The organism is Glaciecola sp. XM2, from assembly GCF_018595715.1.
Taxonomy (GTDB): domain Bacteria; phylum Pseudomonadota; class Gammaproteobacteria; order Enterobacterales; family Alteromonadaceae; genus Glaciecola.
The window spans coordinates 38338-52838 of record NZ_JAHEOJ010000015.1 but is presented as its reverse complement, the minus strand read 5'-3'; the positions used below and the strand labels follow the sequence as shown (position 1 = coordinate 52838).

Annotated in this window: 13 protein-coding genes; 4 read left to right on the top strand and 9 right to left on the bottom strand. The window is 45.8% G+C overall.

Annotation, left to right across the window (positions count from 1 at the left end; all coding sequences use genetic code 11):
* Positions 1-304: 304 nt before the first annotated feature.
* Entirely contained in the window at positions 305-886 is a 582-nt protein-coding gene (locus KJ365_RS03045) for a DNA N-6-adenine-methyltransferase (RefSeq protein ID WP_214450160.1), read from the top strand.
* 49 nt (positions 887-935) lie between these two features.
* Positions 936-1523: a hypothetical protein gene (locus tag KJ365_RS03040; protein ID WP_214450176.1), complete on the top strand. Its 588-nt coding sequence runs from the start codon at positions 936-938 to the stop codon at positions 1521-1523.
* On the opposite strand, the gene KJ365_RS03035 is transcribed toward KJ365_RS03040, so the two are convergent.
* The 8 genes from KJ365_RS03035 to pilM form a co-directional block, all read right to left on the bottom strand.
* Positions 1520-2938, bottom strand: a complete 1419-nt coding sequence (locus KJ365_RS03035; RefSeq protein ID WP_214450159.1) for an SPOR domain-containing protein — start codon at positions 2936-2938, stop codon at positions 1520-1522. The two genes, KJ365_RS03040 and KJ365_RS03035, sit on opposite strands and share 4 nt — an antisense overlap.
* Before the next feature lie 65 nt (positions 2939-3003).
* Positions 3004-4077: a 3-dehydroquinate synthase gene (aroB, locus tag KJ365_RS03030; protein ID WP_214450158.1), complete on the bottom strand. Its 1074-nt coding sequence runs from the start codon at positions 4075-4077 to the stop codon at positions 3004-3006.
* A 24-nt stretch (positions 4078-4101) separates the two neighbouring features.
* Entirely contained in the window at positions 4102-4617 is a 516-nt protein-coding gene (aroK, locus tag KJ365_RS03025; protein ID WP_214450157.1) for a shikimate kinase AroK, read from the bottom strand.
* Between the two features lie 226 nt (positions 4618-4843).
* Positions 4844-6598 (bottom strand): type IV pilus secretin PilQ, encoded by a 1755-nt coding sequence (locus tag KJ365_RS03020; protein ID WP_214450156.1) that lies wholly within the window; start codon positions 6596-6598, stop codon positions 4844-4846.
* Positions 6591-7127, bottom strand: a complete 537-nt coding sequence (locus KJ365_RS03015; protein ID WP_214450155.1) for a pilus assembly protein PilP — start codon at positions 7125-7127, stop codon at positions 6591-6593. The genes KJ365_RS03020 and KJ365_RS03015 overlap by 8 nt, the downstream gene beginning before the upstream one ends.
* A complete protein-coding gene (locus KJ365_RS03010; RefSeq protein ID WP_214450154.1) occupies positions 7124-7723 on the bottom strand; it encodes a type IV pilus inner membrane component PilO in 600 nt (199 codons plus the stop codon). Before KJ365_RS03010 ends, KJ365_RS03015 begins: the two co-directional genes overlap by 4 nt.
* 2 nt (positions 7724-7725) lie before the next feature.
* Positions 7726-8313 (bottom strand): PilN domain-containing protein, encoded by a 588-nt coding sequence (locus KJ365_RS03005; protein WP_214450153.1) that lies wholly within the window; start codon positions 8311-8313, stop codon positions 7726-7728.
* Positions 8301-9365 (bottom strand): type IV pilus assembly protein PilM, encoded by a 1065-nt coding sequence (gene pilM, locus KJ365_RS03000; protein WP_214450152.1) that lies wholly within the window; start codon positions 9363-9365, stop codon positions 8301-8303. Before pilM ends, KJ365_RS03005 begins: the two co-directional genes overlap by 13 nt.
* 138 nt (positions 9366-9503) lie before the next feature.
* Here pilM and KJ365_RS02995 point away from each other — a divergent pair, with 138 nt between their 5' ends.
* The gene (locus tag KJ365_RS02995; RefSeq protein WP_352109310.1) at positions 9504-12212 is read left to right on the top strand and encodes a penicillin-binding protein 1A; all 2709 of its coding nucleotides are present in this window, start codon (positions 9504-9506) and stop codon (positions 12210-12212) included.
* A gap of 38 nt (positions 12213-12250) precedes the next feature.
* On the top strand, positions 12251-13945 hold the full coding sequence (locus KJ365_RS02990) for an NAD-dependent malic enzyme (protein ID WP_214450151.1): 1695 nt from the start codon (positions 12251-12253) through the stop codon (positions 13943-13945).
* A 55-nt stretch (positions 13946-14000) separates the two neighbouring features.
* Here KJ365_RS02990 and KJ365_RS02985 read toward each other — a convergent pair whose 3' ends face one another.
* Positions 14001-14426, bottom strand: a complete 426-nt coding sequence (locus KJ365_RS02985) for a hypothetical protein (protein WP_214450150.1) — start codon at positions 14424-14426, stop codon at positions 14001-14003.
* Positions 14427-14501: the final 75 nt, after the last annotated feature.

Genomic DNA, 14501 nt, shown 5'->3' with positions numbered 1-14501 from the left:
TTAGGGCGCTGACCTATATGGAGTTAATAGCAAAACTTCACCTGTTTAAATCGGGCGCGAATGATACAGTATAGACCTAAACACGCATAGCATTATAATGGTGTATCGGCACAACAGCGCGGCGACTTAAGCTATAATGTCAATTAGGCGAGCTAGGAGGGGTGTTTAAAGCAAGCAGATTTTTTACCCTATCTCGCTGTGCTTAATAAAACCCTGTATATTTTGTGTATAGTGTGATCAAATACTGTACGACTCAAATAAAAACTCCAAAGCTGATGACCTATCAGCTATTAATAAGAGAGATATGGCGCACAAATCCACATTAAACAAAGCTGATAGCCGAAAGCTAGGGTATATCGGCGCAGTCCCTCAGCAACGTGCTGACATCCCTCGCGACTCTGATTCGTGGTTTACGCCCAGCACATACATCGACATGGTGCGCCAGACGATTGGTGAGATAGACCTAGACCCTTTCTCTAGCGCACAAGCCAATGAAGTGATCAAAGCCAAGCGCTATTTTGATGAAACCAGTGATGCCTTTAAACAAAGGTGGTTTGATGACTTAGGCACGGTGTTTATGAATCCGCCCTACAGTCGGCAACTGATAAACGCCTCGGTGGATTTGTTTATTCAGCATTGGCTTAAAGGGCATATTTCTCAAGGGGTTGTACTGGTGAATAACGCGACTGAGACAAAATGGTTTCAAGCGCTTTTACATGAGGCGTCTGCAATTTGCCTAGTAAATAAGCGCATCGCTTTTGAAAATCGAGACGGTAAACACGTTTCTGGCAATACCCGCGGTCAAGTATTTTTCTATTTTGGTACGCACACCACTAAGTTCACTCGCACATTTAGCCGCATTGGTGCGGTGTTAAAGTGCACTTAAAAGCAAGCATCACTGCAACTGTTGCAGTTAAGGAATTATCGTGAGAAGTATTTCTTTTTTTATAGCCAATTTGTTTGTGGCCAGCGTTTGTTTCGCGCAGGTACAAAGTGCTCCTTTAGTATCCATCCCGAGTCAAGATGGGTTTTTTGAGCGGATCAGCCAATTGTGCGGTCAAGCATTTGCTGGCACGGTGGTCGTTGACAATCAGCCTAGCGACGCATTTAGTCAGCCGCTTAAGATGCATGTACGAAAGTGTGATGAACAGCAGCTACAAATCCCGTTTCATGTGGGAGATGATGCATCGCGTACCTGGATTGTGACTAAGACAGGCAGCGGGCTGTCGCTAAAACACGATCATAGAAAGTCTGACGGAAGTCACGACGCACTCACTATGTATGGTGGTCATACGCTAGATGCAGGCTTTGAGCATATTCAAAGCTTTCCGGCTGATGAGTACTCCAAACAATTGTTCTCTAAGCTGGGATACCCTCAATCTCTTGGCAATACTTGGCAAATGTATATTTATGACGACGTATTTACCTATCGCTTGGTGCGTCAGGGCAGAGAGTTTCGAGTTGATTTTGACCTAACAAAACCGATAGCGCTACCACCTACACCTTGGGGCTATGCTGATTAAAGCTCGCGGTTGAGGTTTATCTCTTGTTGAATTTGCTGCACGGTTTTCGCAAATGGACTGCCGCGCACGACATTCTCACTTAAACTTGAGATGCTTGCAGTTGCCTCTGCTATGGTAGAAAAAGACTGATTTGATAGCACTACGTACCATGGGCCGCCATATCGCTGAGTCTGATACACCCAAGTGCTGTCTTGTAAGTTATTATCGCTGATGTAGCTTTGCAGTACCGATAAATTCTGCATACCTGAGAGCTGTAACACAATGTTTGAGGCGGGTAGCGTTAGCAGTGTTGACTCATCAAACAAAAAATTGTTTGTGGTTGGTGCCGAGAGTTCCAATGGCTCAGCTTGAATGTCGGTGAGCGTTTGCGATAACTGCTCATCTAGCTGCGATACACTGACAATATCGTCCACCGCAAAATCCTCATTTGCTTGAGCGGTGACTTCGCTTTCATTTTCGCGGTTTACTGGGCTTTGTGCAGGCTGCGGTGCCGCATCGACATAGGTTAGATTCTCATTGGTGGCTACTGAAACTGGCTCAACTCGTTCCGCCGGCTCCCAATTGCTCACAAGCAACTCGTCGGTAACGCTTGGCGTCACAACTTCTGCATTTGCGGTGTATGCAGAGCCATCTTCGATAGATTCGATTTCTTCTAGGTCAAGAATAGCTTGAGATTCGCTAGGCAGCGTAGGCGCCTCGTCAGTGCTTGCTTGAATATCCTCAGGTAACTTCCCGGTAGATAGTAGAGTGGCCACATGATGGGGATATTGTAAGGTCATTAGTGCAATAAAAATAACTAAAAACACGCCGAGCACAGCACTAATAAACCAGGTTTTTTTGAGTATTGAATCACCTGTAGACGGCGCAAAGAAGGCGCGTTTTTGTGCCATGAGGTTTTCAAGTGCGTTGACATCAAAGCCTACCGCATCGACCGATTGGGTAGACAGTAAAACAGGTTTATTGCTGTTGTGATCAGGCAAAGCCTCCTGGGCTCTTTCTGTCCAAGACTGCTCACCAAATAAAATAACGTTTATGTGCAGGTTTTCATGATGCTGACGACTGGTTGCTACCCATTCCCAAAGTTCGCTTAAAAACGTCATATCCAAGTACTGGGCTTGCGAGATACAAACGAGGTAATGCCCTTTGTTAGGGTCTATGTCTTGCAAAAGCTCCGTGAGTGGGCGCACAAAACTGCCGACGGTATGATTGGCAAGCTGTCGACATATTATGCGCCGGTAATCGCTGGCATCTTGCTCGTCGCTGGCAGTGAGAAAAGAGACTTCCGTACTTTCTTGCTGAAGCGCTAAAAAGTCACTTAAATTACGCTGTTGATTGGCAACAGAATCGCTACCTACAAAAATAAGCTGCGAAGAGTAATTTACTAATTGTTCTAATCGATTGTGAAGTTCTGACACCTAAATTCCTGAACCAGTAAGCCTAAAGCTATCGCAAATGTATCCAAAGAATTGTGCTGCGCGAGTTAATCCAGCAGTTTTACCAGCATCTGTTCGGTAACATCATCGACTACCTCAGCTGCACCAATACTAGTGGGTAAGACAAACCTCATACGATTATTGAGCGCTTTTTTATCTCTTAGCATATGCGTAATGTAGGTCTGTGCTGTCATATTCTTTGGTCCTGCCGTGGGTAATGAAAATGCCTGAATAAGCGCGCTTACGCGCTCAACATCTGTCAAATTTACATCACCGCGTTGCAGTGCAAGCTCAGTAGCAATTACCATACCAGCTGCAACTGCCTCCCCGTGCAACCAGTTTCCATAACCTTGTTCAGCTTCTATGGCGTGGCCAAAAGTGTGCCCGAGGTTGAGCAGGGCGCGGACATTTTGCTCTCGCTCGTCTAAGGCAACAATATCGGCTTTAATTTGGCAACAACGCGCGACCATATAGCTAAGCGCACTCGCATCTTTTTTGATAATAAGCGCGATGTTTTGTTCAAGCCAAGTAAAAAAATCGCCATCGTGAATGATGCCATATTTGATGACTTCAGCCATGCCAGCTGAAAACTCTCTATCTGGCAATGTACGTAAAGTATCAATATCTATATACACGGCTTTAGGTTGGTAAAAGGCACCAATCATATTTTTGCCAAGGGCATGGTTGACGGCGGTTTTGCCTCCTACCGACGAGTCTACTTGTGATAATAGCGTGGTAGGAATTTGCACAAAATCTATGCCGCGCTGATAGCAGGCTGCAACAAAGCCAGACAAATCTCCGATAACGCCTCCACCTAAGGCAACGATGCACGCGGAGCGAGAGGCTGGCATGGCCAACAATTTTGACATGACCTGCTCAAAGCTTGCGAGTGTTTTGTGTGCTTCGCCATCGGGCAGCACGACAACGTCTACTTTACGGCCCATGGATGCAAAACGGCTGCTGACCGTCTCAAGATAAAGCGGGGCGACAACATCATTCGTGATGATGATGATATGAGGCGCAGGTATTTCGTCAAATAAAAAGCCGGTATCTGTCAAGATACCGGCTTCAATATATATCGGGTAACTGCGCTCGCCTAGGTCGACATTCAATGTAGGCATGGTGAGCTCCTTTTGGACTAAGCGTTACAGCCCTATTTTACTGATAATTTGATTGGCAACAGCGCGGGCGCTTTGCTCGTCTGTTTCTACTACGTAGTCCGCAACATCTTCATATAAGGGGTTACGTTCGCCAGCGAGCTCGCGCAACACTTTTTCGGGATCTTCGTTTTGTAGAAGCGGGCGGCGCTTATCGCGTTGAGTTCTAGCTACCTGCTTGTCGATCGTGGTTTGTAAGTACACCACAATGCCTCGTGCTGAAAGTCTATTTCTGACGGCTTTAGAGACCACAGAGCCACCGCCAGTTGCTAGCACAATTCCTTGCTTATCGGTAAGATCGTGAATCACATCTTCTTCACGCTTTCTAAAGCCTTCTTCACCTTCCAAGTCGAATATCCAAGCGATATCTGCGCCTGTGCGACGTTCAATTTCTTGGTCTGAGTCATAAAATTCTAAATGAAGTTCATCGGCGAGGTGGCGGCCAATAGTGCTTTTACCAGCACCCATGGGACCGACTAAGAATACATTACGTTTTTCAGCCATATTTTGCTAATTCACATCTTAAATAGTTGGTTTATGTCAGTTTTTGTCTTATTCGTGCAACTGACTTTGACCATAACAAGAGGCCTTGCTATGGGCGAATTTTGTCCTCGGGAAAAATCGAGATGGCGGATTATCTCAATGATTAGCGCATGTTTGCAAGCTTTCAAATGAAAATGCCGGTGATTTCTGTGGAAATCACCGGCATTTGAGTGCTAACTGTATGATTTTATTGACCTTCGAGGATTATCCTAGGTGTAACAAAAATTAACAATTCGCGTTTTTCTTCAATTTTCTGAGAGGTTTTGAACAAATTACCTACTACAGGTAAGTCACCAAACAAGGGTACTTTTGACACATCATCAGTACTGGTTTGTTGGAATATTCCGCCAAGTACAATAGTTTCGCCATTTTCTACAAGCACCTGTGTGCTGATTTCTTGCGTATCAATGGCTACCGCTGGACCTGTAGACGTTGATACAGTCTCACCACGGGTGTCTTGGGTGACGACTAAGTTCAAGATGATACGGTTGTCGGGCGTAATTTGAGGCGTGACGCGTAAGCTCAATACTGCCTTTTTAAACTCTACCGACGTAGCACCAGAAGAGGTCGCTTGTACGAAAGGTATTTCAGTACCTTGCTCAATATACGCTTCTTGCTGGTTAGCAACCGTAATACGTGGACTTGCGATAATCTCACCTTTGTTCTCGGACTCAAGTGCGCTTAACTCTAAGTCTAAGATGTTACCATCAACTAGATTGGCAATTTGGAAACCGATGCGGCCGGCCGGGTTAGATACCGGAAGGTTGACGTTCAAGCGGTCGGTAATCGACGGAACGATGCCTGCTCCTGCTAGGTCTGCGCCTTCTAAACCACCTGAAGATGCAGAGTCGCTGCCAGTGCCGGTAAAGCCCCAGCGTACGCCTAGTTGCTCGTCAGCATTTTCACGAACGGTCACCATGCGTGACTCAATTAATACCTGCTTAACAGGAATATCTAAGGTTTCAACGACACTTCTAGCTTGGTCAATCGACTCTTGCGTGTCACGAATCAGCAAGGTGTTTGTGCGATCATCTACGCTCACCGTGCCGCGGTCAGACAAAATGCCGCCATCAGTTGTTTTCAATATCTCTGCAAGCGCCGCAGCGGTTGCATAGTTCACTGAAATGTTCGCAGATTTTAATTCAGCTAAGCTTTGTACTTGCTGTTTAGACTGTAGCTCTTGTGTTTCGCGAGCGGTAAGTTCTTCGCGTGGAGCGATAAGCAAGATGTTACCTTCTAGGCGCTTATCTAAACCACGGATTTTCAAAATCATATCTAATGCTTGGTCCCACGGAACCGCACTTAAACTGATGGTGACGTTTCCGGCAACCGTGTCGGTGGTAACTAGATTAAAGCCGTTCACTTGTGCAATGATTTGTAATACCTGGCGTACTGGTACGTCTTGGAAATCCAAAGAGATAGGCGCACCGCTGTAGTCTTTCTCGGCTGATTTAGCAATCTCTTCGTTTGTAATTGTAACAATATCAAAGGTGTAGCCATCTTCTAGCTCAGTTTTTGAGACCTTTACTCGGCCGTCATAACGAATTTCAACACGCGCGGTATCATCTCTTTGGAAGGTTTCAATGTTTTCGACCATGGTGCCAAATTGACGTACATCAATCTCGACATACTGCTGCTCGTCAAGTTCACTGCCTTCAAAGCTAAGCGCAATATTGCCTCGGGCTTCTACCATCGCCAGCTCGGGCACCCCGTTTTCAAACTTCACGGTTACTTGAGCGGTATCGCCTCTGCGGTTAAATGAAATGTCACTTAGCAGGACTTTATTGGCTTCTAGCTCATCGCCCACTGGGTCGATTAAGGCTACAGGCGCTTCTTGTGCCACTACCCCAAAGGTAACAATGCCCACCAATAATGCGCATACGAGATACCAACTTGGCTTGCGACGGTTTAACTTTTTATTAAAAATGTATTGCTCAGACATTGTTATTATCCCCTGCAGCAGACATACCTAATGTGGCTTGTTTCTCTTGCCAACATCCGGCTCCGTCTGGGAGCATTTCTCTAATTTTCACTTCAGTGTTCGTAATTTCTATGACTTTCCCATGGAACAAACCAAGGTAATTGCCAACGGTGACTCGGTGTAAACTGCCGTCATTTGCTTTGATTAGTGCATATCTTTGTCCACCAATCGTTAGCACACCTGACATTTGCAAAGCGTCTAAACCAAAGCGCTCAAGTTTTTCTCTGTTTCTTGTGCGATCTGGCTGAGCACAGTTTTCAGTAGCAGCGATTTGCACGCTTTGTACTTCTTGCGATGCTCTTCTAAACGGGCTTCGAATAGTGCTGGCGGTATACTCAACATTTTCGACCTGCTTAAACTCTGGGTACGGTTCAATGCTCACTTGAATATTTGACTTAACCTGCTGTGTGTAAGCCACCAAATCATCGATGCTTGCTCCACAACCCGTTAATATCAATGCACTGGACGCACCTATAAGGAATCGTTTCATTGCATTCCCTCCGTTTGTTCAGAGCGATATGTCTTCGCTTGCATCCGTAAAGACAGTTCACCGTTTGTACGCGTTACGTCAAAATCGTGTAGGGTTACAATGCGTGGTAAATTCGCAACATTCGATGTGAATTGACCAAATTCATGATAACCACCCACTACTTCTATCTGTATCGGCAGTTCGGTGTAAAACTCCTTAGGAATTTCGCGTTGCCAGTTCAATAATTTGAATGACAAGCCGGCATCAGTGCCAACGAACGTAACGTCATCGAGCAGACCTGGTGTTTCATTTGAGGTCGGCAAGGATTTCAACATGGACGAGAAATCATTTTCAATACGTGCTAATTGTTCTTTGTATGCTTCAAGGTTAACCGCTATGCGATATTTGGCCTCGAATTCACCTCGTAGTGTTTGTTCTTGGCCCTGCGCTGCCTCTAATATCGGTAGCTTGCCACTGATGATGGTGTAGTAGCATATGGCACCTACCGCGATGCAGCAAAATACAGCAACAAGGGTTTTAATCTCTTTTGGCCAGATCGCAACTTGTTCAAAGTCGAGTTCGTTGACCTCTTTGAGTTTACTAAAATCAAAAGCCATGACTATCGACCTCCCGTTTGCGATTCGGTTTGCATTTCAATTGGTGCATACCTAGGGCTTAATGAAAGCGTTAACTCAAAGTCACTGATAGCATTTGAGGTGCTCGCATCAGCAACAATTGAAGATAGCACTGGGTTGATAAACACATCCGACTGTTCCAGGCTTCTAACAAAAGCAGATAAACGGTTGTTTGACTCGCTGATACCAATAATTTTTAAGTTATTATCTTTGCGCGATAAGCTATTGAATGAAACGCCAGCAGGCAAAGTGCGTGCTAGTTCTTCAAACAAAACAGGCGTGACGTTACGGCTCACTTGAAGCTGCTCAATCAGGCTCATCCGTAGCACAATTTCTTCCTTCGCTTCTTTGATGCGCTGGATTTCATTGATCTGTTGGTCAAGCACTGCAAGCTCTTGTGTAAGGTACGTATTTCTGGCGTTTTGATTGCGAATTTGCTGATCAATAATCTGACCAATCAACCAAAATAGACCAAATACAGCAATGGCTAAAATCCCCAAGGAAATTAGATATTGTTGCTTTTGTGTTTGCCTGAGCGACTCGCGCCAAGGCAACAGGTTTATTTTTGCCATGCGCTTAATCTCCTTGTAGCTAAACCGGCAGCGATGCTCAATTGAGGTGCCACGCTAAGCAGTTTTTCATGATTCACTTTGCTATCGACATCCATTTGCTCAAAAGGGTTAAACAGACTGACATCCATTGCCATGTCTTTACTGAGGTCTTCACAAATGTTCGGTAAGTTAGCGCCGCCCCCGCACAAGCTAAAGCCAACAGGCATTTGTTTGTGAGTGGTGGCTACGTACATTTGTAATGCACGCTGAATGTGCTGTTGTACGCTAGACACAAAGGTGGGTAACGTATCGCTATACCAACTTTCTGGTGCGGTGAAACTTGCGATTTGCTGTTCTACTTCTTGCGCGTCTAAGTTATTTAGTACCGCGATATCTTGCACAAAGCTATTGACGCCAAACGTATGCTCTTTGTGATAGATAACTTTGCCAGCTTCAACGACGCATATCTGCATCAGTGACGCGCCAAGGTTGATACACACCTTGGTTTCGTTTTCTTTTCCTGCACCAAACTGAACGAATGAGTCGGCCAACACATTCGATTCGATATCTACAATAACCGGATCGAAAGGCGCTTCACGTACTAGTGTAATGCGCGAGTCAATCATATCTCTGTGCGCAGCACTCAAAAGCACTTCTACTTTTCCGATGTGTGTTTTACTCGGTGCAATCTCTTGGAAGTCCAAATACACCTCGTCCAGCGGATACGGAATAAGGCTATCTGCTTCTAATTCAATTTGCGTTTCTAATTCAAAATCGGTTTGGTCTGGCTCCATAAAGACGAGCTTGCTGATAACAGAAGGACCTGCAACGGCAATAGCACATTCTTTACTCTTTGACTTAATGCCCATTTGGACTTTCTTCAAAGCTTTACTAATAGCATCAAAGTCTTTGATGTCGCGTTCGGAAAACGCCATACCAGTAATGGGCTCGCAAGCGAACCCAACGACTTTGCATTGTTTGCCAGACATGTCTAGACTGATCGCCTTAACGAACTTAGTACCTATGTCTAAACCGATAATTGTCTTAGCCTTTTTTTGAAAAAGCGATTTCATTCAATGGCGGCCTGTAGTTAGTTGCAGTATCATACGTGCGGATAATACTGAGATTTGTATTACTGTATGTAGTGGTTAACGACACATACGTATAAAATTTGAGTGCTAATTTTAATTTTTTTGAGTAGCTAACCTGCTGTGAAGTATATAAAAGTCTTTTTAATCGTGGTTTTACTCGGTACTTGTCTAGGTGTCGCTTCTGTCTTAGGGATGTATTTTTATCTCAAAGATGACTTGCCGAGTGTAGATGTGCTCAAAGATGTTGAGTTGCAAACGCCTATGCGTGTTTTCACCCAAGATGGGCAGTTAATCTCCCAGTATGGTGTGAAGCGACGAATCCCTGTGTCTTTGGAAAATGTGCCGGAGCATTTGATTCAAGCCATCATCGCAACCGAAGATAGCCGTTTTTATAGCCACGCTGGGGTTGATCCAATTGGGGTTGCCAGAGCGGGCCTTAGTTTGATCGTGACGGGAGAAAAGCGTCAAGGTGCCAGTACCCTGACCATGCAGTTAGCTCGCGGGTTTTTCTTAAACCGCAGGAAGGAGTGGTCGCGCAAAATCAAAGAAATCTTCATTGCCTTTCAAATGGAACAAGAGCTTACAAAAGATGAGATCCTTGAGCTCTACCTAAATAAAGTGGAATTAGGGCATCGCTCATTTGGAGTAGGTGCAGCGGCCCAAGTGTATTATGGAAAAGACCTTACTGAGCTTAATTTAGCCCAGCTAGCTACCCTAGCAGGATTGCCACAAGCGCCTTCTGCACTTAACCCAATCAGTCAACCTGAGCGCTCAAAAGAGCGTCGACGTATTGTATTGTTGCGGATGTTAGACGAGGGTTATATTACGCGCGCTGAGTTTGACGAGGCAGCGAATGCCCCGGTGACAGCTAAACGTCACGGTGCGGAGATCAGCCTAGATGCGCCTTATCTTGCGGATATTATATATAACGAGATGGTTTCGATTTACGGCAAAGAAATTGCCGAAACCAGCGGCTTCAATGTTTATGCGACTGCGCATTCTAAGTATCAAAAATCTGCGCAAAGAGCGGTTATCCAAAACCTTCATGATTATGACGAACGTCATGGGTTTCGCGGTCCGCTCGCCGTTCTCTGGAAGCCTTTGACTGATGAAGTACTAGATACCTTTGGATTTGAACAACCACTTAGCCCAAGCGAAGCCAATACCATACGTGAACAGTACGGTGAATTCATTCCTATGCTCGGCGATGAGTTGCTAGAGGCGCTTGAGACCTTTGACGCCATAGGCTATCTGTATCCAGCCGCGGTGGTTTCGGTAGATGAACAGTCGGCGCGGGTAATTAACCAAGAGGGCCAAGAAATCCTCCTAGATTGGGATGCAATCGATTGGGCTAGAGAGTATATCAGCGATACCGCCCAAGGCAGTGAGCCTGAATATGCAAGTGATGTGTTGCACCCTGGCATGGTGGTGTATATTCGTCAGCGTTTTGATGATCAAAAATGGCAGTTGTCTCAATTACCTGATGCATCAGGTGCCTTTGTTGCATTAAACCCAATGAATGGTGCGGTAGAGGCCGTGGTAGGGGGTTATGATTTTTATGAAAGTCAGTTTAACCGCGCGACTCAGGCTAAACGCCAAGTCGGTTCAAACATCAAACCGTTCATCTATGCGTCTGCCCTTGATAATGGCTACACCCTAGCGTCTATTATTAACGATGCTCCTATTAATCAATGGGATGCTTCGACAGGTCTTGCATGGCGCCCGCAAAATTCTCCTGCTGTGTATGACGGCCCGATTTTAATGCGCAAGGCGCTCGGTAAATCTAAAAACGTGGTATCGGTGAGATTATTAAGAGGTGTGGGCTTAGATAAGACACGCGAGTATTTGACCAACTTTGGTTTTATCAGAGATGAAATTCCTCGTGATGAAACCATGTCTCTTGGTTCAGGCTCACATACACCATTTGAGGTTGCCAGAGCACTAGCCATCATCGCTAACGGTGGTTTTGCGATACAGCCTTACTTTATTGAGCGCATTGAAAACAGCACGGGCGACGTAATTTGGCAAGCTGATCCACTTTATGCGTGCGACCCCTGTGAAGACGAAGTTGAAAAGTTGCCAAATAGCACCGAACAAACCGCATCCTCCGAGACATTAAGCTTAGAGGACCTTGAAGCTCAACTCGCTGCCGAATTTATGCGCAGTGATGCACAAACCCCCGAAGCTGAAATCACCGTTGAACAAAAACGCTCAGCTCCTCGCGTGATTGACGAAAAGACAGCCTTCTTGGTATCTGAAATGATGAGTACAGCGGTGAGAGCTAATGGCAGTTGGAATACCCAGAGCTATTGGCTGGGCACCGGTTGGCGCGCGCGCAATCTGCTTGGACGCACCGATATCGGCGGTAAAACCGGCACCACGAACGACTCGAGAGACACTTGGTTTAGTGGGTTTGCACCGGGCTTAGTGGCAACTTCGTGGACGGGCTTTGATAACCCCGCACGCCAATTAGGTCGCGCAACTCGGAATCAAAACCTCATTAACAAAAACCCAGAGCGTTTTAATTGGATTGGAAATGCCTTAATTGGCGCAGAAGATGGTGCAAAAGCGGCACTTCCTGCTTGGATTATGTTTATGCAAGAAGCCTTAGAGGGCGTGCCAACGGAAACAAAACACATTCCCGAAGGGATAGTGCGGGTCAGGATTGATCGCGCCACAGGCAAGCTGACCACTAAAACAGATGAATCCTCTATGTTCGAATATTTTGTAAAAGGCACAGAGCCTACTACATTTGTACAAGATAACGGTTTATCTTTGCCCGTAGAGGAAGAATCGGAAGAAGAAACGGATTTGGACGATATCTTTTAACGAAGATCCCACACAACACCATGACAAGATGAGTGACTATGTCTACATCAGATAAAAATGCATATCTTTATATCCCCTATGCAGGGCCTGCATTATTAGAAACACCTTTGCTAAACAAGGGTAGCGCGTTTACCGAAAAAGAGCGCAAGTCTTTTAATTTATTAGGCTTGTTACCGCCTAGGTACGAATCTATCGAAGAGCAGGTGGACCGTGCCTATAAACAATATAGCAGTTTCTCTTCGCCGCTTAATAAGCATATCTACTTGCGCGCAATCCAAGACAATAACGAAACGCTGTTTTACCGAGTGGTGCAAGAGCACATCGATGAAATGATGCCAATCATTTATACACCTACAGTAGGTGAAGCGTGTGAGCGATTTTCTGATATTTATCGCTCTTCTAGAGGCCTCTTTATTAGTTATGAAGAGCGCCATATGGTCGAAGATATTTTGCGCAACGCCACCAAACGTAAAGTGAAAGTCATTGTTGTGACTGATGGCGAGCGTATTCTAGGCTTAGGCGATCAAGGCATTGGCGGCATGGGCATTCCTATCGGTAAGCTTTCTTTGTACACTGCGTGCGGTGGTATAAGCCCTGCTTATACGCTGCCGGTGATGTTAGACGTTGGTACAAATAATCAAAAGCTCTTAGACGACCCGATGTATATGGGCGCACGTCATCCGAGGATATCGCAAGATCAATATGATGAGTTTTTAGATATTTTCATCAATGAAGTGCAGCGTCGCTGGCCAGAAGCCATGATCCAGTTTGAGGATTTTGCACAACCCAACGCGATGCCATTGTTAAATCGATACAGAGATAAAGTGTGTTGTTTTAATGATGATATTCAAGGCACTGCTGCGGTTGCCCTGGGTACCATTTTAGCGGCGTGTAAGGCTAACGGAAGTAAACTATCGGACAAGAAAGTTGCTTTTGTTGGTGCAGGCTCCGCCGGATGCGGCATAGCAGAAATGCTCGTGCAGCAAATGCAGTTTGAGGGCCTAAGCGAGGCGCAAGCTCGGGCTCGCGTGTTCATGGTTGACCGTTATGGTCTGCTTACTGAGGGAATGGAAGGGTTGCGTGATTTTCAGCAAGCGCTACAGCAACCAAAAGCCGCTGTGGCAACTTGGACAGTAAGCGCAGATTATCCCTCGCTACTTGATGTCGTTAACCATGCAAAGCCTGACCTATTGATTGGTGTGTCAGGTCAACCGGGCTTATTCACCGAAGAAGTGGTCAAGGCAATGCAGTCACACTGTGAAGTGCCGATCATTTTCCCTCTGAGTAATCCATCTAGACAGGTTGAGGCGCGTCCCGAGCAGGTGATTGAGTGGACAAACGGCAACGTGGTAATTGCCACCGGCAGTCCGTTTGCACCCGTGCAGTATGAAGGTAAAACTTATCCTATTGCGCAATGTAACAATAGTTATATTTTCCCTGGTATTGGACTGGGCGTGCTTGCATCTAAAGCGCGCTTAATTTCTGATGAGATGTTGATGGCTGCGAGTAACGCATTAGCGGACGCATCGCCCCTAGCAAGAGGTGAGTCAGAGCATTTATTACCGCCGTTGACGAAAATTACCGAATTGAGCAAGTCCATCGCCTTTGAAGTGGCAAAAGTGGCCATGGCGCAAGACCTCGCGCTTACGCTATCGGACGAGATGCTAAAAGAGCGGATAGAGAAAAACTTTTGGCGAGCTCAATACCGACCGTTTAAACGCGTGAGTCTTTAGGTTAACAAGCAGACAATGAAGAACCCTTCAAGCGATATGCCGGAGGGTTCCTTTGTTACTTTAAAATCCCGCGTGTTTGCATCACAACAGTAAACCACATCAACAGTCCAGCGATAATCCAAATTGCAGCGGTAAAGGCCATGGTGCCTGGAGTATGAAGATCACTTGGCATGCCGGCGGTAAATTGATAGGCAAATGATACCACCATGCCAAAGATTGAAATTGCGAAGGCATGAAACGCAAACTTGGTACGAAAGAGCAGTAGGACAGCGCCTATAAACCCGCCGAACACGCCTAGAGCCCATACAATATTTGCCCACAAAGGAAAGCCATAAAAGAAATCTCGCTGCTCTTGCGTATAGGCAGACATATACGCCTCGTTGTGCGTATGCGTCATAGTGAAATCCATCACGCCGCCAGAGTTCCAAAAGATGGCCAACACCGCGACCAACCAAAACCACCAAGGGGTTTTTGCTTCCATGATCCCACTCCAAAATGAAAAGACTTGATTAAGTTATCAGCTTAGCCTGACCGACGCAAATACCGGCTAATTCAG